General features: G+C 70.6%; 24 protein-coding genes. 16 read left to right on the forward strand and 8 right to left on the reverse strand.

The features are described from left to right. Positions 1–16 precede the first annotated feature (16 nt). The 7 genes from ACIBEF_RS22470 (at position 17) to prcA (ending at position 7,224) form a co-directional block, all read left to right on the forward strand. Positions 17–1,642, forward strand: coding sequence for a DUF2142 domain-containing protein (locus ACIBEF_RS22470; RefSeq protein ID WP_396795122.1), 1,626 nt, complete (start codon positions 17–19; stop codon positions 1,640–1,642). A gap of 37 nt (positions 1,643–1,679) precedes the next feature. Next, entirely contained in the window at positions 1,680–3,197 is a 1,518-nt protein-coding gene (gene dop / locus ACIBEF_RS22475; protein ID WP_112726389.1) for a depupylase/deamidase Dop, read from the forward strand. A 113-nt stretch (positions 3,198–3,310) separates the two neighbouring features. Next, positions 3,311–4,537 (forward strand): acyltransferase family protein, encoded by a 1,227-nt coding sequence (locus ACIBEF_RS22480; RefSeq protein WP_396795123.1) that lies wholly within the window; start codon positions 3,311–3,313, stop codon positions 4,535–4,537. Positions 4,538–4,645: 108 nt separating this feature from the next. Continuing rightward, positions 4,646–4,861 (forward strand): ubiquitin-like protein Pup, encoded by a 216-nt coding sequence (locus tag ACIBEF_RS22485; RefSeq protein ID WP_030332902.1) that lies wholly within the window; start codon positions 4,646–4,648, stop codon positions 4,859–4,861. A gap of 185 nt (positions 4,862–5,046) precedes the next feature. Next, positions 5,047–5,568, forward strand: a complete 522-nt coding sequence (locus tag ACIBEF_RS22490; RefSeq protein ID WP_396795124.1) for an endonuclease VII domain-containing protein — start codon at positions 5,047–5,049, stop codon at positions 5,566–5,568. Continuing rightward, positions 5,487–6,326, forward strand: coding sequence for a proteasome subunit beta (gene prcB / locus ACIBEF_RS22495; protein ID WP_355007948.1), 840 nt, complete (start codon positions 5,487–5,489; stop codon positions 6,324–6,326). The genes ACIBEF_RS22490 and prcB overlap by 82 nt, the downstream gene beginning before the upstream one ends. Positions 6,327–6,384: 58 nt before the next feature. Further along, the gene (gene prcA / locus ACIBEF_RS22500; protein ID WP_396795125.1) at positions 6,385–7,224 is read left to right on the forward strand and encodes a proteasome subunit alpha; all 840 of its coding nucleotides are present in this window, start codon (positions 6,385–6,387) and stop codon (positions 7,222–7,224) included. Between the two features lie 49 nt (positions 7,225–7,273). On the opposite strand, the gene ACIBEF_RS22505 is transcribed toward prcA, so the two are convergent. From ACIBEF_RS22505 to rfbB, 6 genes are read right to left on the reverse strand one after another with little or no spacing between them, the layout of a single operon-like run. Continuing rightward, positions 7,274–8,302 carry a glycosyltransferase family 2 protein gene (locus tag ACIBEF_RS22505; RefSeq protein ID WP_396795126.1) on the reverse strand — a complete coding sequence of 343 codons (1,029 nt, stop codon included), beginning with the start codon at positions 8,300–8,302 and terminating at the stop codon, positions 7,274–7,276. Then, a complete protein-coding gene (locus tag ACIBEF_RS22510) occupies positions 8,299–9,609 on the reverse strand; it encodes a lipopolysaccharide biosynthesis protein (RefSeq protein WP_396795127.1) in 1,311 nt (436 codons plus the stop codon). Before ACIBEF_RS22510 ends, ACIBEF_RS22505 begins: the two co-directional genes overlap by 4 nt. Beyond that, entirely contained in the window at positions 9,606–10,307 is a 702-nt protein-coding gene (locus ACIBEF_RS22515; protein WP_396795128.1) for a glycosyltransferase family 2 protein, read from the reverse strand. Before ACIBEF_RS22515 ends, ACIBEF_RS22510 begins: the two co-directional genes overlap by 4 nt. Next, complete coding sequence (locus ACIBEF_RS22520; RefSeq protein WP_396795129.1) at positions 10,300–10,671, reverse strand: DUF2304 domain-containing protein; 372 nt, start codon at positions 10,669–10,671, stop codon at positions 10,300–10,302. The genes ACIBEF_RS22515 and ACIBEF_RS22520 overlap by 8 nt, the downstream gene beginning before the upstream one ends. Next, the gene (gene rfbD, locus ACIBEF_RS22525) at positions 10,668–11,555 is read right to left on the reverse strand and encodes a dTDP-4-dehydrorhamnose reductase (RefSeq protein WP_355007953.1); all 888 of its coding nucleotides are present in this window, start codon (positions 11,553–11,555) and stop codon (positions 10,668–10,670) included. Before rfbD ends, ACIBEF_RS22520 begins: the two co-directional genes overlap by 4 nt. Beyond that, positions 11,552–12,553 carry a dTDP-glucose 4,6-dehydratase gene (gene rfbB, locus ACIBEF_RS22530; protein WP_396795130.1) on the reverse strand — a complete coding sequence of 334 codons (1,002 nt, stop codon included), beginning with the start codon at positions 12,551–12,553 and terminating at the stop codon, positions 11,552–11,554. Before rfbB ends, rfbD begins: the two co-directional genes overlap by 4 nt. A gap of 85 nt (positions 12,554–12,638) precedes the next feature. Here rfbB and rfbA point away from each other — a divergent pair, with 85 nt between their 5' ends. From rfbA to ACIBEF_RS22550, 4 genes are all read left to right on the forward strand, one after another. Beyond that, a complete protein-coding gene (gene rfbA, locus ACIBEF_RS22535; RefSeq protein WP_396795131.1) occupies positions 12,639–13,529 on the forward strand; it encodes a glucose-1-phosphate thymidylyltransferase RfbA in 891 nt (296 codons plus the stop codon). After that, positions 13,526–14,149: a dTDP-4-dehydrorhamnose 3,5-epimerase gene (rfbC, locus tag ACIBEF_RS22540; RefSeq protein WP_396795132.1), complete on the forward strand. Its 624-nt coding sequence runs from the start codon at positions 13,526–13,528 to the stop codon at positions 14,147–14,149. The genes rfbA and rfbC overlap by 4 nt, the downstream gene beginning before the upstream one ends. Positions 14,150–14,217: 68 nt before the next feature. Continuing rightward, the gene (pafA, locus tag ACIBEF_RS22545; RefSeq protein WP_030332925.1) at positions 14,218–15,576 is read left to right on the forward strand and encodes a Pup--protein ligase; all 1,359 of its coding nucleotides are present in this window, start codon (positions 14,218–14,220) and stop codon (positions 15,574–15,576) included. Positions 15,577–15,655: 79 nt separating this feature from the next. Continuing rightward, a complete protein-coding gene (locus tag ACIBEF_RS22550; RefSeq protein WP_396795133.1) occupies positions 15,656–15,850 on the forward strand; it encodes a hypothetical protein in 195 nt (64 codons plus the stop codon). A gap of 123 nt (positions 15,851–15,973) precedes the next feature. Here the strand turns inward: ACIBEF_RS22550 and ACIBEF_RS22555 are convergent, their stop codons facing one another. Together ACIBEF_RS22555 and ACIBEF_RS22560 are read right to left on the reverse strand one after the other, a co-directional pair. After that, a complete protein-coding gene (locus tag ACIBEF_RS22555) occupies positions 15,974–17,059 on the reverse strand; it encodes a DUF3866 family protein (RefSeq protein ID WP_396795134.1) in 1,086 nt (361 codons plus the stop codon). Positions 17,060–17,108: 49 nt separating this feature from the next. Further along, a complete protein-coding gene (locus ACIBEF_RS22560; protein ID WP_396795135.1) occupies positions 17,109–18,113 on the reverse strand; it encodes a cation diffusion facilitator family transporter in 1,005 nt (334 codons plus the stop codon). Between the two features lie 117 nt (positions 18,114–18,230). Here ACIBEF_RS22560 and ACIBEF_RS22565 point away from each other — a divergent pair, with 117 nt between their 5' ends. The 5 genes from ACIBEF_RS22565 to tatC all read left to right on the forward strand — a co-directional run bounded on the left by ACIBEF_RS22565 (position 18,231) and on the right by tatC (position 21,947). Beyond that, positions 18,231–19,229: a helix-turn-helix transcriptional regulator gene (locus ACIBEF_RS22565; RefSeq protein ID WP_396795136.1), complete on the forward strand. Its 999-nt coding sequence runs from the start codon at positions 18,231–18,233 to the stop codon at positions 19,227–19,229. Then, complete coding sequence (locus ACIBEF_RS22570) at positions 19,226–20,275, forward strand: helix-turn-helix transcriptional regulator (RefSeq protein WP_396795137.1); 1,050 nt, start codon at positions 19,226–19,228, stop codon at positions 20,273–20,275. Before ACIBEF_RS22565 ends, ACIBEF_RS22570 begins: the two co-directional genes overlap by 4 nt. Before the next feature lie 10 nt (positions 20,276–20,285). Beyond that, entirely contained in the window at positions 20,286–20,531 is a 246-nt protein-coding gene (locus tag ACIBEF_RS22575) for a hypothetical protein (RefSeq protein WP_396795138.1), read from the forward strand. 159 nt (positions 20,532–20,690) lie between these two features. Beyond that, positions 20,691–20,978, forward strand: coding sequence for a Sec-independent protein translocase subunit TatA (tatA, locus tag ACIBEF_RS22580; RefSeq protein ID WP_030491058.1), 288 nt, complete (start codon positions 20,691–20,693; stop codon positions 20,976–20,978). Positions 20,979–20,996: 18 nt separating this feature from the next. Beyond that, complete coding sequence (gene tatC, locus ACIBEF_RS22585) at positions 20,997–21,947, forward strand: twin-arginine translocase subunit TatC (protein ID WP_396795139.1); 951 nt, start codon at positions 20,997–20,999, stop codon at positions 21,945–21,947. The last annotated feature ends 47 nt before the right edge of the window (positions 21,948–21,994 follow it).

The following is a 21,994-nucleotide window of genomic DNA, read 5'->3' on the forward strand; positions in this document are numbered from 1 at the left end:
GAGCCGCGAGGTTGACGTGCCTGATCCCGGAAGTGTGACGTTGCCGGCCACCAGCGGAAGCCCGGCGGCCACCATCAGCACAGGCCGACGACACTGGGCCCTCGCCTTCGCCGCATTCTTCCTGATCATCTTCGCCTGGTCGATGGCCGCCCCGTACGACGGCACCCCGGACGAGCGGGAGCACATCGTCCGGGCGGCCGGCGTCGCCGCCGGGCAGATCGCACCCCCTCCCGCCGACGCGAAGAAGGGCACCGGCGCCTTCCAGACCGTTCCCGGTGGTCTCGTCCGCGAGCAGTGCTGGCAGTTCAAGAAGGAAGTCTCGGCGGCCTGCGCCCAGCCCCCCGGTAGCGACGACACACCGACCCGCGCCGGCACCGGGGCCGGTCGTTACTTCCCCGCCTACTACGCCCTCGTCGGCGCACCCACGGTGCTCTGGCCCGGCTGGTCCGGCGTCCTGCTCGCCCGCATGATCAGCGCCCTGTGCTCCGCGGCGCTGCTCGCCTGCGCGTACGTCGTGATCCGCAACCGGTCCCGCCGCGGCCTCATGATGGGCGCCCTACTCGTCGTCACCACCCCGATGGCCGTGCACATGGCCAGCGCGGTCAACCCGAACGGCCTGGAGATCGCCGCCGGCATCGCCTTCTTCAGCGCGGTCATCCCCCTGCTCCTCGGCCCACCCGGCCCACGGCGCGGCCTCATCGTCCTCGTCGGGATCAGCGCGCTGCTCCTCGCGGTGCTGCGCCAGACCGGCCCGCTCTGGCTGGCGACCGCCTTCATCGCGTTCGCCTTCCCGCTGCGCCGTGGCAACCTCCTCGGCCTACTGCGGGACCGGGCCGCGCAGCTCTGGGCAGGTGGCATCGTCCTGTCCACCCTCGCCGTGCTCGCCTGGTCCGTCCGCCAGCAGACCTCCGACCTCGGCAACTACTCCGCCGACCGGCTCACCTACGGGCAGGCGGCCCTGCGTGAGGCCGACCGGTGGCGGGGATACCTCGACCAGATCGTCGGGGTCACCTCCTGGCTGGACACCCGGATGCCCGCCCCGCCATACCTGATCTGGCAGCTCGTCGCCGGAGCGCTGCTGCTCATCGGGGTCGTCTGGGGCAGCACGCTCGACCGGTGGCGCCTGCTCGTTCTGCTCGGCGGCGGCGTGGCCGTTCCCTCCCTCATGCAGATCGCCCTGGTCAACGAGAGCGGCTTCGTCACCCAGGGCCGCTACATGCTGCCCATGCTGGTCGGCGTTCTGCTCTACGCCGCGTGGGTCGCCGAACAACGCGGCTTCGAGGTCGCCCGGGCCCGCTCGTTCACCCGACTCGCCGTACTGCTCCTCCTGCCGATCCAGTTGTTCTGCCTGGCGTACACGATGGTCCGCTGGCAGAACGGCCTGCCCGCCAACATCGGGCTGAGCAGCCTCAACCCCCTCGCCGGCGACTGGCACCCGGTGGTCGGCTCGGTGATCCCGCTGCTGAGCGCAAGCGTCGGCCTGGTGCTGTTCGGGTGGCTCGTCTGGACGACCCGTTCCGCCGCGACCGACGACCTGACGCCGCCCACGGGGCATTCCGACACCGAATCCAGCGACCTGTTGCGGCCCGCCGGCACTCACCTACAGAGTGCAGGTGCTCAGGGCGGACTACGCTCGACCTGACGGTGGACCGGGTCGGGCGAGCGAAGCGGGTAGGTCGATGAGCGTAAGACGGATCATGGGCACCGAGGTCGAGTACGGCATCTCCGTGCCCGGGCAGGCCGGAGCCAACCCGATGGTCACCTCATCGCAGGTGGTCAACGCCTACGGGGCACGCCCGGAACTCAACCGGGGCGGCCGGGCCCGGTGGGACTACGAGGAAGAGTCGCCGCTGCGCGACGCCCGCGGCTTCACCTACTCCGGTGCCGCGTACGACCCCGCCGAGGCCCTCGCGGACGAAGACCTCGGCCTGGCCAACGTGATACTCACCAACGGCGCACGGCTCTACGTGGACCACGCGCACCCCGAATACTCCACCCCCGAGGTCACCACCCCCAGGGACATCGTGCGCTGGGACAAGGCCGGCGAGCGGGTGATGGCCGAGGCTTCCCGCCGGGCCGCCACCATCCCGGGCACCCAGCCGATCCACCTCTACAAGAACAACACCGACAACAAGGGCGCCAGCTACGGTGCCCACGAGAACTACCTGATGCGCCGGCAGACGCCGTTCGCCGACATCGTGGCGTACCTGACGCCGTTCTTCGTCACCCGGCAGATCGTCTGCGGCGCCGGTCGGGTCGGCATCGGCCAGGACGGCGGCCAGAGCGGCTTCCAGATCTCCCAGCGTGCCGACTTCTTCGAGGTCGAGGTCGGCCTGGAGACCACCCTCAAGCGGCCGATCATCAACACCCGGGACGAGCCGCACGCCGACGCCGACAAGTACCGCCGGCTGCACGTCATCATCGGCGACGCCAACCTCTCCGAGATCTCCACCTACCTCAAGGTCGGCACCACCGCGCTGATCCTCACCATGATCGAGGAAAAGGCCCTCGGCGCCGACCTCGGCATCGCCGACCCGGTCAGCGAACTGCGCGCCGTCAGCCACGACCCCGCCCTGACGCACCGCATGCGACTGCGCGACGGCCGCCGGCTCACCGCCCTCGACCTGCAATGGGCGTACCTGGAACGGGTCCGGTCCTTTGTCGACGACCGGTACGGCACCGACGCCGACGAGCAGACCATCGACGTGCTCGACCGCTGGGAGAGCGTCCTGGACCGGCTCGGCCGGGACCCGATGCTCTGCGCCGACGAGTTGGACTGGGTGGCCAAGCTGCGACTGCTGGAGGGCTACCGGGAGCGGGAGAAGCTCGGTTGGGGCTCGCACAAGCTCCAGCTCGTCGACCTCCAATACTCCGACGTCCGGCCGGAGAAGGGCCTCTACCACCGCCTGGTCAGCCGGGGGGCGATGAAGACGCTGCTCACCGACGACGAGACGCGCAGCGCGATGACCGAGCCGCCGGAGGACACCCGGGCCTACTTCCGCGGTCGCTGCCTCGCCCAGTACGCCTCCGAGGTGGTCGCCGCGAGCTGGGACTCGGTGATCTTCGACGTGGGCCGGGAGTCGTTGGTCCGGGTGCCGATGATGGAACCCGAGCGGGGCACCCGCGCGCACGTCGGGGCGTTGTTCGATCGCTGCGCCAGCGCCAAGGACCTGTTGGAGACGTTGACCGGGGGCTGAGATCCGGTGCCTCCGCCGGGAATCGCTCTGTGGCATGCTAGGCCGTCCCCCGATCCGTCGACCCACACGGTGATGCGATGCTTCCCTCAGCCCGGCAGGTTGGCCTGCGTGCGATGACCGTTGTACCGCTGTCGAACGCGTACGCCGGGCGTGCCAACAGCTTCGGCTTCCTGCGGCTCTGCTTTGCCGTCGCGGTCGTCCTCGCGCACACCGCGGTGATCGGGTACGCCCGACCGTTGACCGAGGTCGTCGACGTGGCCGGTCTGGGGGTGGCCGGCTTCTTCGGCATTTCCGGCTTCCTCATCACCCGCAGCGCCCGGAGGGCCAGCCTGCCCCGCTACCTGTGGCACCGTGCCCTGCGGATCTGGCCGGGCCTCTGGGTGTGTCTGCTGTTCATCGGCTTCGTGGTGGCCCCGATCGTCTGGTACGCCGATCGCGGCAATCTGGACGGCCTGTGGCGACACCCGGCCGGCGTGATCAACTTCCTGCAGGCGAACTGGTGGGGTGGCTACCGCCAACAGGGGATCATGGACGTCTTCCGGGACACGCCGTACGGCGACCTGGTGCGTAAGAGCGTCCTCGACGGCTCACTCTGGACGCTCAGTTACGAGATCTTCTGCTACCTGATCGTGGCTTCGCTGGCCGTGGTGGCGGTGCTGCGCCGTGCCCGCTGGCTGGTGCTCGCGGCCGCCGTTCTCGTTTTCGGTCTGCTGCTGTGGAACCAGTACGAGGCGCTGCGCTTCGGTGGATCGACATACTTCACCAGCGGTTCCGTCGGCACGTTGCCGCTGCTGGGCACACTCAGCAAGATCTGGTTCCTGCGGTTCGGCTTCATGTTCCTGGTGGGCGCCGTGGCGGACCTCTACAGCGACAAGCTGCCCATCAGCGACGTCCTGGGCGTGCTCGCCATCGTGGTGACCGGCTGGCAGACCCTGGAGGGCCACCTGTTCGGCCCGGCCTTGCTCGCCTACGAGTACGCCATCCTCTACCTCGCGGTCCGGTTGCCACGGCTGCTGCACCGCGTGGGCCAGAAGAACGACTACTCGTACGGCATCTACATCTACTCCTTCGTCGTGCAGCAGATGTTGGCCTGGCTGGGGGCGGCTGCCTGGGGGTTCGTCGGCTACTTCGCGGTGGTCATGGTCTTCACCGTCGTCCTGGCGTTCCTGTCCTGGCATCTGGTGGAGAAGCAGGCGTTGCGGTTCAAGGACTGGACACCCCGCCTGCGGCGCGGGGCACCTCCGGCGGAGGCGTCGGGGGAGGAGCGGCGTGAGCCGGAGCGGGTCCCGGTGCCGGTGCCGGGCCCGGCACCGGCAGACGCCTCGTCTCCTCGGAGCTGACCGCTCCACGGCAATTGAAGGCCCCCGACCCGAACACGGCGGACGTGAGGGCTTTCTGTCGTCTGCACGGGGTAGATTTCTTCTCAGACGATCGTGGAGGAGACAGCCATGGCCACTCATGACAGCGGCGGCCAGTCGCAGTCCGGCAAGTCCCGTCAGGGCGAGGAAATCGAGGACGTCACCACCGAGGCCAACCCCGAGGTGGCCGAGCGGCACGCCGAGATCACCGAGGACGTCGACGACCTCCTTGACGAGATCGACTCCGTCCTCGAAGAGAACGCAGAGGAATTTGTGAGGGGATACGTGCAGAAGGGAGGTCAGTAGACAGATAGGGCTTTTCGGACATGACTTCCTCAGGGCAAGATCAACATGGTCTACGGCGGTGCCGCGACTGCGGGGAGTGGAAGCCGCTGAACGTTTTCTGCTCTAGCAGTAAACGGCCCAGCGGTCGCGGCAGCTACTGCAAGCCATGCTTCAACGAGCGGTCGAAGGCCAGCTATGCGAAGCGGGTGAAGGAGAAGCCCGGCCGGGAGGTCCGTGAAGCGCGGGAGGTTCCGGAAGGACACCGATTCTGCCTGGACTGCGGGACGGCCAAGCCCTTGGCCGAGTTCCCCCGTAACCGTTCGGACAGCACCGGGTACGGCACATACTGCAAGCCGTGCCACAACGGCCGCACGCGCGAGACCAAGCAACGGCTCTACGGCGGCAACCGCGAGTACCACCTGCGACGGCGGTACGGCGTGGGTGAGAAAGAGTTTCAGGAGCTCCTGGCCGAGCAGGGCGGGGTCTGCGCGATCTGTGGCGGTGCCGACCCGCAACATCTGGACCACGATCATCGCACCGGATGGGTGCGCGGGATACTCTGCTTCAACTGCAACGGTGGTCTTGGCCAGTTCCGTGACAGTCCCATGAGGCTGGCCAGGGCGATCACGTACCTGAGAGGAACCACGTGGCAGCGGGCTTTGATCCATCCGGGCGTCTTCCAGATGTGTTCACCAACGCGGGGACGTCCTCCTTCACGACGTTTCTGAGTCGGGTGGCCCCCGAGATGTTGCCCGGTCGGCGACCGCTGCCGCCGGGCATGGCCGCCGACCTGGCGCCGCACGCGACCACCATCGTCGCCATCGCGGCGGCCGAGGGTGTGGTGATGGCGGGCGACCGACGGGCCACCATGGGCAACCTGATCGCGCAGCGCGACATCGAGAAGGTGCACCCCGCCGACGCGTACTCGCTGGTCGGCATCGCGGGCACCGCCGGTATCGGCATCGAGCTGATGCGACTGTTCCAGGTGGAGCTGGAGCACTACGAGAAGATCGAGGGCGCGATGCTCTCGTTGGACGGTAAGGCCAACCGGTTGGCCTCGATGATCCGGGGCAATCTGGGGGCGGCCATGCAGGGGTTGGCCGTGGTGCCGCTCTTCGCCGGGTTCGACCTTGCCGCCTCCGACCCGGCGCGGGCCGGTCGGATCTTCAGCTTCGACGTGACCGGTGGCCCGTACGAGGAGACCGGCTACGACGCGATCGGGTCCGGGTCGCTGTTCGCGAAGTCCGCGTTGAAGAAGCGGTTCCGGGCCGGGTTGTCCGTCGAGGACGCGACGCGGCTGGCGGTCGAGGCGCTCTACGACGCCGCCGACGACGACACAGCGACCGGTGGGCCGGATCTGACCCGCCGGATCTACCCCGTGGTGATGACCGCGACCGCCGAGGGCACCCGCCGGTTGACCGACCCCGAGACGGCGGCGATCGCCGAGGGCGTGGTTGCCGGCCGGATGGAGAACCCGGGCGGTTGAGACCCGCACCCCACCAGTCAGCAGTCGTCAGCACAGCGCCGTAAGGAGAACCGCCGACGTGGCCATGCAGTTCTACGCCTCTCCCGAACAGATCATGCGCGACCGCTCCGAGTTGGCCCGCAAGGGCATCGCTCGGGGTCGCAGCGCGGTGGTCCTCAGCTACTCCGGCGGGGTCCTCTTCGTCGCGGAGAACCTTTCCAGTGCCCTGCACAAGGTCAGCGAGATCTACGACCGGATCGGGTTCGCCGCGGTCGGCCGGTACAACGAGTTCGAGAACCTGCGCCGCGCCGGAGTCCGGATGGCCGACCTGAACGGGCTCAGCTACGACCGGCGTGACGTCACCGGTCGGGCCCTGGCCAACGCGTTCGCGCAGACCCTGGGTGCCATCTTCACCGAGCAGTCGAAGCCGTTCGAGGTGGAGATCTGCGTGGCGGAGGTCGGTGCCACCCCGGAGGCGGACGAGCTGTACCGGCTGACCTATGACGGTTCGGTGAACGACGAGCCGGGGCGGATGGCCATGGGTGGTCAGGCCGAGGCGATCACCGGTGTGTTGAAGTCGCAGCATCGGGCGGACATGTCCCTGGCCGAGGCGGTCAGGGTGGCGGTGCAGGCGTTGAGCACCGTCGGTGGTGAGGGCGGTGCCGCCCGGACGATCGCCGCGAACCAGCTCGAGGTGGCGGTCCTGGACCGTCAGCGGATCGGGCGCACGTTCCGGCGGATCACCGGTGCCGCGCTGACGACTCTGTTGGACGGGGATGCGGCGGCCGAGGGGCAGGCGGCGGACGCGGCGGGCGGTCCCGCCGAGCCGGTCGTGCCGACCACTGAGGGGCACAAGCCGACGTCGTCGGCCGGTTCCGCGGACCTGGAGGACCGGCCCGGGGAGGGCGGCGAGCGCTAGGGTTCTGCCCGCCTGTGCCGGCCCCGTGTTCCGGGGCCGGCACCAGCGGTCATCCTCGGCGCAGCAGGGGCCGGGCCAGGGCCCAGTAACCGCCGGCGACGGCGTTGAACGCTCCCAGGCCGGGGGTGGTCGGCACACCGGAGGGCGTGACCCGACCGGTCATCAGGTTCGCGATGACCCCGTCCGGCACCCGGCGTTCAGCCTGTAGCTGCCGGCGACGGCCGCGAACCCAGTCGCGGTTGCGCCACAACCAGCCCCAACCCCGCAGCTTCTGCCGGGACCAGCCGCCGGCGACCGCGGCGGTGAGCATGGCGGCCTCGGTGAGCAGCAGCGCCGGGGCGAGCACGACGAGTGTCCGCGCCTCGTACGCGGTGAGCAGGGTGACCAGTCGGTTCCGCTCGACCAGGTAGAGCTTCAGGGCGTTGCGGGAGAATTCGTAGTGGTGACGCACGACGGCGTCCGGCACGTACTCCAGTCGTAGTCCGCGCTGCCACAGTCGCAGGCTGAGTTCGGTGTCCTCGTGGTAGGCGAAGTATTCGGCGGCGAAGCCGTCGAGTTCGCGCCAGAGCTGTCGGCTGATCACGAAGCAGCAGCCGCTGAGGGAGGGCACGGCCCGGCGTACGGCGTGGTTGCTGGCCGGTTCGCCGTTGCCGCCGGCCCAGGAGAGGCCGGTGAAGTGCAGCGGGTTGCCGCTGGTGTTGATCAGCTCGGGGGTGTCGGCCAACCGGATCGACGCCATGGCCGCGCCTACGCCCGCTTCGGCGGCCACGGCGGTGGTCTTGGCCAGGGCGTCGGGTGCGACGACGGCATCGGAGTTGACGAACGCGAGCCAGTCACCGGTGGCCTCGGCGGCGCCGACCCGGCAGCCGCCGGAGTAGCCGGTGTTCTCCTCCGGTCGGATCACCCGCACCCCGGGCAGGCCCTTGACGATGTCGATGCCGTCGCCGGTGCAGCCGTTGTCGACGACGATGAGGTCGACCTCGACGTCGGTGCTGGCCAGCACCGCCTGGGCGGCGTCGACGAGGTAGGGCTCCGGGCCGTAGGCGAGCATGACGGCGCTCACCCGGGGTCGGGTCATCGGATGCCTCCGGTTGCGGCAGGGGCAACGGCCTCGGCGAGCGGCCGGGCGGGGGTGGTGGGTCGGCTGAAGCCGCCGCGCAGCAGCATCGCCATGGTGGCGGCCACGATGACGGAGCCGATGGTGTACGCCAGTTCGACCCGCAGGGTGACCGGAGCCGGGATCAGCGTCACGGCGATCAGGGCGGCGACGCCGGCGGTCCAGGCGAGGGCCTGGGCGCGGTGCCGGTCGAGGGCGAGCAGGGCCTGACCGAGCACCATCGCCCAGAGGTAGGCGAGCGTGGCTGCCGCCAACCAGGCGAAGTCGCCGTGGCCGAGAACGCCGGGTGCGTCGAAGAGGGTGCCGACCAACCATGGGCCGAGCAGCACGGCGCCGAGGGCGCCGGTGAGGCCGAGCGCGGTGACGATGCCGAGCGCCCGGCGCAGCAGGCTGTGGAAGCCTTCCTGGTCGCCGGTGGTGGCGGTGGTGGCCAGGCCGGGCAGCAGTGACGCCTGTAGGGAGCCGAAGACGAACAGGGGGATGCGGACCAGCACGAGGGCGGAGAGCAGTGCGCCGGCGGCTGCCGCGTCGGAGGGGGAGAGTAGCTGCACGTTGATCACGCCGATGTTCACCACGACCTGGGAGAGCAGGCTGGAGGCGGTGAGCAGGCCGAGTCCGCGTAGCAGCGTGGCCCAGGCGACCGGCGGGCCTCCGCCGATGGCGCGCAGCACCGGTGGCAGGGTGAGGAGGACGCTGACCAGGGGGGCGGCGACGAGCACGAGCCCGTACCAGACGGGCGACGTCACTCCGGCCAGCCCGAGCAGGGCCACCATGATGATCCGCAGGCCGCCGTCGATCCCGAGTTGAGCGCCGTACCAGGGGAACAGTTGCAGGCCGGAGAGGACGCCACGGGTGGCATAGGCGACGGCCATCGCGGCGAGTGCGCCGATCAGCACGGTGACCAGGTTGCCGTCACCGGCGAAGAGCTTGTCGGCGAGCGGCTGGCGGCCGATGGTGACGGCCAGCACCAGTACCGCGAGCATCACGGCGGCGACGGTGACGCCGCGGGCCAGCACCGGCCCGGGCGGCAGCCCCTGGCTGTGTCGGGCGGCGACGACCCGGGCGACCTCCTGCTCGATCGGCATGAACACGCCGATGCCGAGGGTGAACACGATCGACCAGAGCACCGACAGGGACGAGTAGTCGGCCTTGCTGAGGCTGTGGCCGGCGACGGCGAGGTGAACGTAGGAGGCGAGCCCGAGAAGGGCCAGCCCGGCACCGACAGCGACGGTGCCGGGCGGGACCAGGCTCAGTAGCCGTCGGATCACCGGCGGATGAGCGCCAGCGTGAGAACGGCGAACGCGCGGCCGAGGTAGACCATCGCCTTGGCGGGGGAGTGGCTGGGCGTGCCCGCCATCCGCTTGCGCATGGCGACCGGCACCTGGCGGATGCGGAAGCCGCGGCGAGCGGTGTGCACCAGGGTCTCCACGGTGTCGCCGAGGTATTCGGCCGGGTACCAGGTGGCGAACATCTCGATGACCCGCCGGTTGGCGGCCCGGAAGCCGGAGGTGGTGTCGGTGAGCTTGGTGCGGGCGACCCGGGACAGCACGGCGGAGAGCATGACCATCGCCCAGCGGCGGGGGCCGCGGACGTTGTAGTCGCCCTCACCGGCGAAGCGGGCGCCGATGACGAGGTCGTTGTCGTCGAGGAGGTCGACGAGCTTCGGCACGTACCGGGGGTCGTGCTGGCCGTCGGCGTCGATCTGGATGGCGACGTCGTAGTCGTGGTCACGGGCGTAGCGGTAGCCGAGGCGCATGGCTCCACCGACGCCGAGGTTGTACGGCAGTTTGGCGACGAGGGCACCGGCGGCGGCGGCGACGGCGGCGGTGCGATCGGTGGAGCCGTCGTCGACGACGAGCACGTCGACGCCGGGCAGTTCGCCGCGGACCTCGCCGACGACGTCGGCGATCGAGCCCGACTCGTTGAGAGCCGGAATGATGATCAATGTGCGCTTGCCGTTAACCATCGGTCGACACCAGTTCGTCTCGGGCTGCCCGGTCCGTGTCGATCTCGGCGCGGAGCAGGGCGAAGTCTTCGGCCAGGGTGCGGGTCTCTTCCTCCAGGGCGCTGACCTCCCAGCTCAGGTGCACGCACACCAACAGCAGGAAGACGATGCCGAGGAAGAGCACCAGGCTGACACCGGAGGCGACGCCGAGGAGTTCGGCGACGTTGTCGAGCAGCCGGGGGAAAAGGGACAGCGGAATCACAATGATCAGTACGGCGAGCCAGAGCATGCCGTACTTCTCGCGCAGCTGACGGCGGCGCAACAGCTCGACGATGGTGCCGAGGAGCAGCAGGCCGGTCAGGCCGGTGACGAGGGTGAGCTTCATGCGACCTTCCACGGGGCGGGTGGAGCGGGGGAGTGGAACGCGTCAACCAGGGCGCTGTGCCAGTCTGGAAGCGGGGGTAGACCCACGGCTGCCCAGCGACTGTGCCCTAGCACACTGTACGCAGGCCGTGGTGCGGGACGCGGATACCGGTCGCTGGTGGTGGGTCGGATCCGGTCCGGGTCCAGTCCGGCCAGCGTGAACGCGGCGCGCGCCAACCCGTACCAGGTCGTCTGCCCGGCGCAGGTGCCGTGGTAGACGCCGGGCGGCGCGTGACCGGCCAGCGCCGCGTCGGCGAGCGCGACGAGCCGTTCGGCGAGCGCGTACGACCAGGTGGGTTGGCCGTGTTGGTCGTCGACCACGTCGAGGTGTTCGTGCTGGGTGGCGAGTCGGAGCATGGTGGCCACGAAGTTCGGGCCGTGCGCGCCGTAGAGCCAGGCGGTGCGTACGACGTACCCGGTGTCGGGCAGCAGCCGCGCGACGGCCTGTTCGCCGACCAGTTTGCCGCGGCCGTAGGCGTTGACCGGCGCGATGGGCGCGTCCTCCGGGTACGGGGTGTCCGCGTTGCCGGCGAGGACGTAGTCGGTGGAGATCTGGATCAGCCGTGTTCCGTCGGTGGCGCATGCCGCGGCGAGGTTGGCCACGGCGTGGCCGTTGACGGCCGTCGCCGCGGCCTCGTCGGCCTCGGCGGCGTCGACGTTGGTCCACGCGCCGGCGTTGATCACCAGGTCGTGCCCGGCGACGGCGGTGCGGACCGCAGCGGGGTCGGTGATGTCGAGGTCGGCGCGGGTGGCGGCGGTCACCTTGAGGTCGGGTCGCGCACCCAGCACGGCGACCAGGTCCCGGCCGAGCATCCCGCCCGCGCCGGTGACGAGGAGTCGGGTCATGCGGTCGGCGCGGACTTGAGGGGTTCCCACCAGGTGCGGTTGTCCCGGTACCAGCGGACGGTGTCGGCGAGGCCCTGGTCGAGGGTGATGCTGGGGTGGTAGCCGAGCTCTTCGCTGATCTTGGAGATGTCGAGGGAGTACCGGCGGTCGTGGCCCTTGCGGTCGGTGACCGGGACGACCCGGTCCCACCCGGCGCCGCAGGCGTCCAGGAGCAGGCCGGTGAGTTCCTTGTTGGTCAACTCGGTGCCGCCACCGATGTTGTAGACCTCACCGGCACGGCCCTTCTGCTGGACGAGGGCGATGCCCCGGCAGTGGTCGTGCACGTGCAGCCAGTCGCGGATGTTGCCGCCGTCGCCGTAGAGGGGCACGGTGCCACCGTCGAGCAGGTTGGTGACGAACAGCGGGATGACCTTCTCGGGGAACTGGTACGGGCCGTAGTTGTTGGAGCAGCGGGTGACGACCACGTCCATGCCGTGGGTGCGGTGGTACGACAGCGCGAGCAGGTCGGAGCCGGCCTTGGACGCCGAGTACGGCGAGTTGGGGGCGAGTGGCCAGGTCTCGGTCCAGGAGCCCTCGTCGATCGAGCCGTAGACCTCGTCGGTGGAGACGTGCACGAATCGTCTGGTGCCGTGGCGCAGCGCCGCGTCGAGCAGCGTCTGGGTGCCCAGCACGTTGGTGGTGACGAACGGCGCGGCGCCCTCGATGGAACGGTCGACGTGTGACTCGGCGGCGAAGTGCACGATCACGTCGTGTTCGGCCACCGTCTCGTCGACCACCACCGGGTCGCAGATGTCGCCCTGCACGAAACGCAGTCGCGGGTCGTCGCGGACGGGCTCGAGGTTGGCCAGGTTGCCCGAGTAGGTCAGCTTGTCCAGCACGGTCACGACGGCCGGCTCGAGCGTCGGCACGCTCTCCGCGCTGCCGAGGGGCTTGCCCAGCAGCAGGCGAACGTACTCCGACCCGATGAATCCGGCTCCGCCGGTGACGAGGATCCTCACGGGTCCGGAAGTATACGCGACGGGCGGGGCGGCGCCCGGTGTGTGACCCCCGCATGACGTGTCCGGGTGCGGCTAGGCTTCCCCGATGCGCGGAATCCTACTTGCCGGCGGCACCGGGTCCCGGCTCTGGCCGATCACCCGGGCGGTCTCGAAGCAGCTGATGCCGGTCTTCGACAAGCCGATGATCTACTACCCGCTCTCCACCCTGGTGATGGCCGGGGTCCGGGAGATCCTGGTGATCACGACTCCGGACGACCAGGACCAGTTCCGTCGGCTGCTCGGCGACGGCAGCCAGTTCGGGCTGCGGCTGGAGTACGTCAGTCAGGAGCGCCCGGAGGGCATCGCGCAGGCGTTCATCCTCGGCGCGGACTTCATCGGCGCCGAGTCGGTGGCGTTGGTCCTCGGCGACAACATCTTCCACGGCGTGGGTCTGGGTGGGCAGCTCGCGGACCACAGCGACCTGGTCGGCGGGCGGGTCTTCGCCTATCAGGTGGCCAACCCGCAGGAGTACGGCGTGGTCGACTTCGACGCCGATGGTCGGGTGCTCTCGATCGAGGAGAAGCCGGCCCGGCCGAAGTCCCGCTACGCGGTTCCCGGCCTCTACTTCTACGACAACCGGGTGGTGGACATCGCCCGCAAGCTCACCCCGAGCGCCCGCGGCGAACTGGAGATCACGGCGGTCAACGAGGTGTACCGGGAGACCGGGGAGCTGGCGGTGACGGTGCTGGATCGGGGCACCGCCTGGCTGGACACCGGCACGTTCAGCTCGATGATGCAGGCCGCCGAGTTCGTCCGGGTGGTCGAGGAGCGGCAGGGTCTCAAGATCGGTTGCATCGAGGAGGTCGCCTGGCGGGCCGGCCTGATCGACGACGCGCAGCTGCGCGCGCTCGCCGAGCCGCTGACCAAGAGCGGCTACGGCACCTACCTGCTCGGTCTGCTCAGCGATCAGGCTGGCAACGGCGGGGGTTCCTGGTGAAGATCCGGGAGCTGAGCATCGAGGGCGCCTGGGAGATCACCCCCCAGCAGCACGGTGACCCGCGCGGCATGTTCATGGAGTGGTACCGCTTCGACAAGCTCGCCGAGGCGGTGGGGCATCCCCTGCGGCTGGCCCAGGCCAACCTGTCGGTCTCCGCGCGCGGCGTGGTGCGCGGCGTCCACTTCGCCGACGTCCCGCCCGGGCAGGCCAAGTACGTCACGTGCGTACGGGGCGCTGTCCTCGACGTCGTCGTGGACCTGCGGGTCGGCTCGCCGACCTTCGGTCGTTGGGAGGGCGTCCGGCTGGACGACACCGACCGTCGGGCGGTCTACCTCAGCGAGGGGCTGGGGCACGGGTTCTGCGCGTTGACCGACGACGCGACGTTGAGCTACCTCTGCTCGACCACCTACAACCCGACCGGGGAGCACGCCGTGCACCCGCTGGACGAGGAGTTGGGCATCGAGTGGCCCGCCGACGTTCCACTGCTGTCCGCGCGCGACGACGCGGCGCCGACTCTGGCGCAGGTCCGCGAGCGGGGTCTGCTTCCGGAGTACGACGGCTGCCGGCAGTTCGTGGCGAGCCTCGGCCCGGACGGAATGTCGCACTCAACCGGTATGTGACCGCGCTCGGGGCACGACCTGTGGTCTGACAGTGACGAACCGGGCCTCCGGGCGGCTAATGTCACACCATGGAGCGGCGAATCTTCGGCCTCGAGACCGAGTACGGCGTCACCTGTACCTATCGCGGGCAGCGGCGGCTGTCCCCGGACGAGGTCGCGCGGTATCTGTTCCGTCGCGTGGTGTCCTGGGGCCGGTCGAGCAATGTCTTCCTACGCAATGGGGCCCGGCTCTACCTGGACGTCGGGTCGCATCCGGAGTACGCGACACCGGAGTGCGACTCGGTGACCGATCTCGTCGCCCACGACCGGGCCGGCGAGCGGATCCTGGAGGGCCTGCTCGTCGATGCGGAGAAGCGGCTGCACGACGAGGGCATCGCGGGTGAGATCTACCTGTTCAAGAACAACACCGATTCGGCCGGCAACTCGTACGGCTGCCACGAGAACTACCTGGTCTCCCGACACGGCGAGTTCGGCCGGCTCGCCGACGTGCTCATCCCGTTCCTGGTCACCCGGCAGTTGATCTGCGGGGCCGGCAAGGTCCTGCAAACCCCACGCGGCGCGGTCTACTGCCTCTCGCAGCGGGCCGAGCACATCTGGGAGGGCGTCTCCTCGGCGACCACCCGCAGCCGCCCGATCATCAACACCCGCGACGAGCCGCACGCTGACGCCGAGCGCTACCGGCGGCTGCACGTGATCGTCGGCGACTCCAACATGAACGAGGTCACCACGCTGCTCAAGGTCGGCACCGCCGACATCGTGCTGCGGATGATCGAGGCCGGGGTGGTGATGCGCGACCTGTCCCTGGAGAACCCGATCCGGGCCATCCGGGAGGTGTCGCACGACATCACCGGCCGGCGCAAGGTGCGGTTGGCCAACGGCAAGGAGGTCAGCGCCCTGGACATCCAGCAGGAATACCTTGCCAAGGCCACCGAGTTCGTCGAGCGACGCGGCGGCGACCAGGCCGCCAAGCGGGTCGTCGAGCTGTGGGGCCGGGTGCTCAACGCGGTGGAGACCGGCGACCTGGAGCCCGTCTCCCGGGAGATCGACTGGGTCAGCAAGTTGCGGCTGATCGAGCGCTACCAGCGCAAGCACGACCTGCCGCTGTCGCACCCCCGGGTGGCGCAGATGGATCTGGCCTACCACGACGTGCGCCGCGGCCGGGGCCTCTACGGGCTCCTGGAGCGCCGCGGCGACGTCGACCGGGTGGCCACCGACCCGGAGATCTTCGAGGCCAAGGAGACCCCGCCGCAGACCACCAGGGCCCGGCTGCGGGGCGAGTTCATCCGGCACGCCCAGGAGAAGCGGCGGGACTTCACCGTCGACTGGGTGCATCTGAAGCTCAACGACCAGGCGCAGCGCACCGTGCTCTGCAAGGACCCGTTCCGGGCGTACGACGAACGGGTGGAGCGGCTGATCGCCAGCATGTGACCGGTTGCCGGCCCCGTCGACGCGCTGCGTCGACGGGGCCGGTCAGCCCGGCGCACCGAGCGGTTAAGCTGAGCGCGCCATGACGACTTCTGGACCTTCCGACCGCTCCGAGCGCGGCGCCGAGCGGCAGAACTGGGTCGAACGCCGGCGGGAGAAGATCCGCGCCGAGGTCGACCGTAACCGGCGCGGTGACTACACAGTGCCGACCTGGGTGCTGGCCCTGGCGCTGGCGCTCATCGTGGGCGGCTGGCTAGCCCTGATCTTCCTGGCCTGACCCCACCCCCGCCCCGCACCCACCCCCCACCCGACCCTCAGCCCGCGATGATCATGAAGTTATTGCCATGACACGCCGAGGCGGAGCGCAATAACCTCATGATCGACGCGGACTGGGCTGGGGTCAGGGGAGCAGGGTTGCTGCGTGGCGGCCGGCGGCGGCTGCCGCCAGGAAGTAGGCGTGGTCGGCGTCGAGGCCCCGACCCATCGTGGACAGGGGTACCGCGCTGGCTCGCAGCGCGGCGTCCAGACCGTCGGTGAGCACCCGGACGATCCGGTGTCGGGTCGCCAGGGGCGCCAGCGCCGCGTCCACCTCGGCGGCAAGGGCCGGGTCCAGGTCGTCGGGCACCACCAGCTCCGCCGCGGCGAGCGCCACCCGGCCGTACGCGGTGAGGCTGTGATGTGACACGCCCCGGTGCCGGGGGCGGGGGTCGGCGTCGGAGATGCGCAGCGAGCCGACCGGCTTCCCGCCCAGCGTGGCGATCGCGTTGACCGCCTCGCCGACGGCGACGCCGGAGAAGCCCCACCGGGTTCCGGTGCCCAGGTTGCCGGGCCCCTGGGCCACGATCGCCACGTCCGCGTCGAGCACGTGGCGGGCGGCGAGCAGACCACCGTGCAGGGTGGTGGCCTCCAGGTCGCCACCGAACGCCTGCCCGACGGTGATCGTGCCGGCCAACTCGTCCCGCAGCCCGGCGAGGGTACGGGAGAACCACGCGGGCAGCGCCCCACCGTCGGTCAGCAGGTACGCCACCCGCGCCTGCGGGGCGTCGGCCCGAATGCCGGCCAGGATCGCGGGGAGCGCGGAGTGCAGGTCGGCGGTGACCACCGGCAGGCCGCCCAGGTCGTCCGCGTCGGCCAGCACGTCGCGGTGCGGGGAAGCTTCCTCGTCGACGCCCAGGAGGATCGGCTGCAACGGTGTGTAGCGGGCCTTGACCAGATGCCCGGCGTCGCGGGTGTCGGCGACCTCCGGCGGGTCCGGCGGCAGTCGGTCGGGCAGGGCGACCACCAGGGCGTACCCGCCGGTGCCCAGCCCCATCAGCAGCGCGCCGGCGTTGAGCAGCACCCGGTCGCCGGGCTGGGGCGTGCCGACCAGCTCCGGGTAGGCCAGCGCGCGCATCCGCGTGCCGTCGGGCAGGTCGACGTCCAGCTCCACCGCCCCGGTCCACTGCCGTCGCAGCGTCGCCACCGTCCCCGTACGCCATCGCACCATGACGGGCACGCTAGCCGCGCGGGCGTGGCGGCCCGCGCCCGGGTGTGGGTCAGGTCGGTTCGGGGCCGTCGGCGTCCGGGCTCGGCCCGGCCTGGGTGTGCCGGGCGGTGCCGGTGGCGCCCGGCATCGAACGGGTCGGGTCGAGGAAGACGAAGCGGATCTCCGGGTACCGGTTGGTGAGCCGCCGCTCGGCCTCGTCGGCGCTGGCCTCGATCTGCGCGCCGGTGGCCTCGTCGCGGAAGTCGACCTTCGCGGCGACCAGGATGTCCTGCGGGCCGAGCTGCATGGTCAACAGGGTGTCGATGCGTTCCACCTCGGGCAGCCCGGCCAGATCCTGCTCGATCTCGTGACGCAGCCGCTCCGGAACGGCCCGGCCGACCAGCAACGACAGGTTGTTGCTGGCGAGGATCCCGGCGACGGTCAGCAGCAGGAGCCCGATCAGGATCGACGCGACGCCGTCCCACACCTCGTCGCCGGTGGCGTGCGACAGACCGACGCCGAGCCCGGCCAGCACCAGACCGATCAGGGCCGCGCTGTCCTCCAGGAAGACCGCCTTGACGGTGGTGTCGGCGGTCAACCGCAGGAATCGCCGAGGCGTGGTCCTCCAGCGCCGCGACTCGCGGCGGACCTGCCGCACGGCCCGGGCCAGCGAGATCGACTCGATGACGAACGACACCCCGAGCACGATGTACGAGATCAGGTAGTTGCCGCTGTGCTCGTGCACCAGGATCGTGGTGACGCCGTGGGTGACGGCGAAACCGGCGCCGGCGACGAACGTGAACATGGCGGCGAAGAACGCCCAGACGTAGCTTTCCTTGCCGTACCCGAAGGGGTGTCGCTGGTCGGCCGGGCGGGCGCCGCGGCGCAGCGCCTGGAAGAGCAGCACCTCGGTGGTGGTGTCGGCGATCGAGTGCGCCGCCTCGGAGAGCATCGCGGCTGATCCGGAGATCAGCCCGGCGATCAGCTTGGCGACCGCGATGGCGAGGTTGGCCGCACCGGCGACGACCACGGTGCCGACGCTCTCGCTCTCGGGTCTGGCCTCCGCTTGCGACATGAGGATCACCCTATGACCGCGGACGGCGACGCGCCGGGGGAGGCCCGATCCGAACAAGTGTGCGGCACGCCCGCGCGGGTGCGCGGTGTGGGCGGGTCGGCTGCTAGCGTCTACCGCGTGTCGCGGACCCGCACCGAACGCCTGGTCAACCTGGTGATCTGCCTGCTGTCCACGCGACGGTTCCTGACCGCCGCGCAGATCGCCGCGACCGTGCCCGGTTACGAGCACGATCCGGACGACGCGCGCGACCACGAGGCGTTCCAACGCAAGTTCGAGCGGGACAAGGCCGAGCTGCGCGAGCTGGGTGTGCCACTGGAGACCGGCACGGCGAGCGCCTTCGACGCCGAGCCCGGCTACCGGATCGCCCACCGCGAATACGCGCTGCCCGACATCCTCCTCGAACCGGACGAGGCCGCCGCGGTCGGCATCGCCGCCCGTCTGTGGCAGCACGCCGGGTTGGCCGCCGCCGCGTCGTCGGGGCTGGCCAAGCTGCGCGCCGCCGGGGTGGACGTGGACCCGCAGGCGACGCTCGGCCTGGAGCCGATGGTCACTGTCGACCCGGCGTTCGCGCCGCTGACCGCCGCCGCCCGGGACCGCCGCGAGGTGGGGTTCGACTACCGGGTGCCCGATCGCGACGCGCCCACCCGACGACGGTTGCAACCGTGGGGCGTGGTCTGCTGGCGCGGCCGGTGGTATGTGGTCGGCCACGACCAGGACCGGGAGGCGACCCGCTGCTTCCGGCTGTCCCGGGTCGTCGGCGCGGTCCGGGTGACCGGCGCACCCGGCGCGTACGAGCCGCCGGCCAACGTCGACCTGATCAGCCACGTGGCCCGCTCGTCGGGTCCGACGGAGCGCACCGGTCGGGCCACCGTGCTGGCCGCGCCCGGGCGGGCCGCCGGGCTGCGCCGTTGGGCGGTGGAGGTGACCGCCGGGCCGGACGGCGACTGGCTGGTCCTGCCGTACGCCGACCCGGACGGGCTGGCCGGTCATCTCGTCGGCTACGGCCCGGACGTGCGGGTCATCGACCCACCGGAGGTCCGCGAGGCGGTCATCCAACGACTCAAGGAGATCGCCGTGCGCCACGACGAGCTGGCCGTCGGCGGTGGTGCCCGGTGACCCGCCCGGCCGCCCGCAACGGCTCCCGCGCGTCCGCCGACCGGCTGGCCCGACTGCTCAACCTGGTGCCCTACCTGCTGGCCCGGCCCGGCATCGAGATCGCCGAGGCGGCCGGTGACCTGGGCATCACCGAGCGCCAGCTCCGGGAGGATCTGGAGCTGCTCTGGGTGTGCGGGCTTCCCGGGTACGGCCCCGGTGACCTGATCGACATGGCGTTCGACGGTGACCGGGTGACCATCACCTACGACGCCGGCATCGACCGGCCGTTGCGACTGACCCCCGACGAGGCCCTGGCCCTCGTGGTGGCGCTGCGGATGCTGGCCGAGACGCCCGGGGTGGCCAACCGGGAGGCCGTCGAACGGGCCCTCGCCAAGATCGAGGCCGCGGGTGACCTGGTGGGCGCGCCGGTGGCGGTCCGGTTGCCCGGGGACGCCCCGCGGGTCGAGGCGCTGCGCGCCGCCGTGGAGGGCGGCAGGGCCCTGCGGATCACCTACTACACGGCCGCCCGGGACGAGACCACCGAGCGGGTCATCGACCCGCTGCGGATGCTGATGGTCGGCGGGCGGGCGTACGTGGAGGCGTGGTGTCGGCGCGCGGAGGCCGTCCGGCTGTTCCGCGCGGACCGGATCGACGCGGTCACCGAGCTGGACGAGCCGGCCACGGTGCCGCCGCAGGCCGTCCCACACGACCTCACCGAGGGCGTCTTCCGCCCCTCGGCCGACCTACCGTTGATCACCCTGCGCATCGGTCGGGGCGAACGGTGGATCACCGAGTACTACCCGTGCGAGCGGGTGGAGGCCGGCGACGGCGACCAGTGGCTCGTGTCCCTGCGGGTCACCGACCTGGGGTGGGCCCGCCGGTTCGTGCTGGGCCTCGGCCCGGAGGTGACAGTGGTCGCCCCGGTGGAGCTGGCCGAGCAGGTGCGGGCGACGGCGGCCGCCGCGCTGGACGCGTACGCCGTGCCCGCGGCCGTGCCCCGGCTGCCCGAGGTCGACCAGGTGCGCGCGCCGTCGGGTGACCCGGCGGTGGCCGGCCGCACCCAGTAGGCTGACCGCCGTGCTGATCTGGATCGTGCTCGCGGTGGTGCTGTTACCCCTCGTGGTGCTCGCGTTGGCCGTGCGCCCGGTGCTGTCCCGGCTGCCCCGACTGCGCCGCGCCGCCGTGGCGTTGCAGCGGCGTGCCGCCGAGGCCGAGGCGCTGCGGGACACCGCCGAGGCGCTGCAACAGCGTGCCGAGGACGTCCAACGTCGGCTCGACACCACGTCCCAGCGGCTCGCGGTGATCAAGGCCAAGCGCGGCTGATCGGGTACGCGCCCGGCGGTGGTTGACGGATCATCGCGGGTTGGTCAAGACTTCACCCTCCCGCCCAGACCACCACCACCCAGCGGGTGGCGGGCAGCCGATCCGCACGTACGATGGGCTGCGTACCACCCCCCGGACACAGAGCGACTGGAGCTTCTCATGGGTGCCCTCAAGCCGTGGCACATCGCTGTTCTCGTGGTTGTGCTGATCCTGCTCTTCGGTGCGAAGCGGCTCCCCGACGCGGCCCGTTCGCTGGGTCGGTCGCTGCGGATCATCAAGGCCGAGACCAAGAGCCTGCAGGACGACGACCGCGACCTCGCCGAGAAGGCCGACGCGCAGGCCGGCTACCAGCCGCTGCCGCCGCACGCCGGGCAGCAGGCCCCGTACCAGCAGGCCCCGCCGCAGCAGCCGGTCGTCGACCCGGTGCACCGCGTCCGCGACAACTGACCGAAGGGCCCCACTCCCGTGGCCTTCGCACTGCGTAAACGCGGCCCGAGCCCGTTCGAACGGGCCGCCGACGGCTCGATGACGCTCATCGAGCACGTTCGAGAGCTGCGCAACCGTCTGTTCCGCGCGTCCGTGGCGATCCTCATCGGGTTCGGCTTCGGTTTCTGGTTGGCCAAGCCGGTGCTGCACCTGCTCCAGCAGCCCTACTGTGACCTGCCGCAGGCCCGATATGTCGACGGCAAGTGCGAGTTCGTTCAGCTCGGCCCGGCCGACCTGTTCCTGCTCAACCTGAAGGTCGCGCTCTGGGTCGGGTTGATCGTGGCCGCGCCGATCTGGCTGTACCAGCTCTGGGCGTTCATCGCGCCCGGCCTGCACCGGCACGAGCGGCGCTACGCGTACTTCTTCACCGCCCTCGCCGCGCCGCTGTTCGCGGCCGGTGCGGTGCTGGCGTACTTCGTCACGGCCAAGGGCCTGGAGTTCCTGCTCAGCATCTCGGACAGCGAGATCAGCACGACCTTGGAGATCACCAAGTACATCTCCTTCATCACCAACCTGATCCTGTTGTTCGGCGTGGCCTTCGAGTTCCCGCTCGTCGTGCTGATGCTCAACTTCGTGGGCATCGCCAGCGCGAAGCGGTTGCTCAGCTGGTGGCGCGTGGCGATCTTCGTGTTCTTCGCGTTCTCCGCCGTGGTCACCCCGACGCCGGACCCGTTCGGGATGACGGCCCTGGCGATCTGCCTCTCCGCTCTCTACTTCGGTGCGGTGGGCGTCGCCTTCCTCAACGACAAGCGGCGTGGGCGCGGCAAGGAGATCTACGCCGGCATCGACGACGACGAGGTGTCGCCGTTGGAGTTCGACGCGGACCCGGTCGTGGCCGGGCAACGGGTCGACTCGGCAGCGCCGATCGGCGAACCCGAGCCGATCGCTAAACCGGCGCCGATCGAACGCCGCTACGACGACATGACCTGACGGCTCCGCGCCGCCCGGTCCACCGACGCCGTCCCCGTGATTCGGGG

The organism is Micromonospora sp. NPDC050795, from assembly GCF_044456785.1.
Taxonomy (GTDB): Bacteria; Actinomycetota; Actinomycetes; order Mycobacteriales; family Micromonosporaceae; genus Micromonospora.

Bases quoted from the DNA above. Each gene is read 5' to 3' on its own strand.
- ACIBEF_RS22550 (WP_396795133.1), top strand. From the start codon at position 15,656: ATGACGACTTCTGGACCTTCCGACCGCTCCGAGCGCGGCGCCGAGCGG.
- ACIBEF_RS22555 (WP_396795134.1), bottom strand. From the start codon at position 17,059: ATGGTGCGATGGCGTACGGGGACGGTGGCGACGCTGCGACGGCAGTGG.
- tatA (WP_030491058.1), top strand. From the start codon at position 20,691: ATGGGTGCCCTCAAGCCGTGGCACATCGCTGTTCTCGTGGTTGTGCTG.
- dop (WP_112726389.1), top strand. From the start codon at position 1,680: ATGAGCGTAAGACGGATCATGGGCACCGAGGTCGAGTACGGCATCTCC.
- ACIBEF_RS22505 (WP_396795126.1), bottom strand. From the start codon at position 8,302: ATGACCCGACCCCGGGTGAGCGCCGTCATGCTCGCCTACGGCCCGGAG.
- pafA (WP_030332925.1), top strand. From the start codon at position 14,218: ATGGAGCGGCGAATCTTCGGCCTCGAGACCGAGTACGGCGTCACCTGT.
- rfbA (WP_396795131.1), top strand. From the start codon at position 12,639: ATGCGCGGAATCCTACTTGCCGGCGGCACCGGGTCCCGGCTCTGGCCG.
- ACIBEF_RS22560 (WP_396795135.1), bottom strand. From the start codon at position 18,113: ATGTCGCAAGCGGAGGCCAGACCCGAGAGCGAGAGCGTCGGCACCGTG.
- rfbD (WP_355007953.1), bottom strand. From the start codon at position 11,555: ATGACCCGACTCCTCGTCACCGGCGCGGGCGGGATGCTCGGCCGGGAC.
- ACIBEF_RS22520 (WP_396795129.1), bottom strand. From the start codon at position 10,671: ATGAAGCTCACCCTCGTCACCGGCCTGACCGGCCTGCTGCTCCTCGGC.
- ACIBEF_RS22480 (WP_396795123.1), top strand. From the start codon at position 3,311: ATGACCGTTGTACCGCTGTCGAACGCGTACGCCGGGCGTGCCAACAGC.
- ACIBEF_RS22485 (WP_030332902.1), top strand. From the start codon at position 4,646: ATGGCCACTCATGACAGCGGCGGCCAGTCGCAGTCCGGCAAGTCCCGT.
- ACIBEF_RS22515 (WP_396795128.1), bottom strand. From the start codon at position 10,307: ATGGTTAACGGCAAGCGCACATTGATCATCATTCCGGCTCTCAACGAG.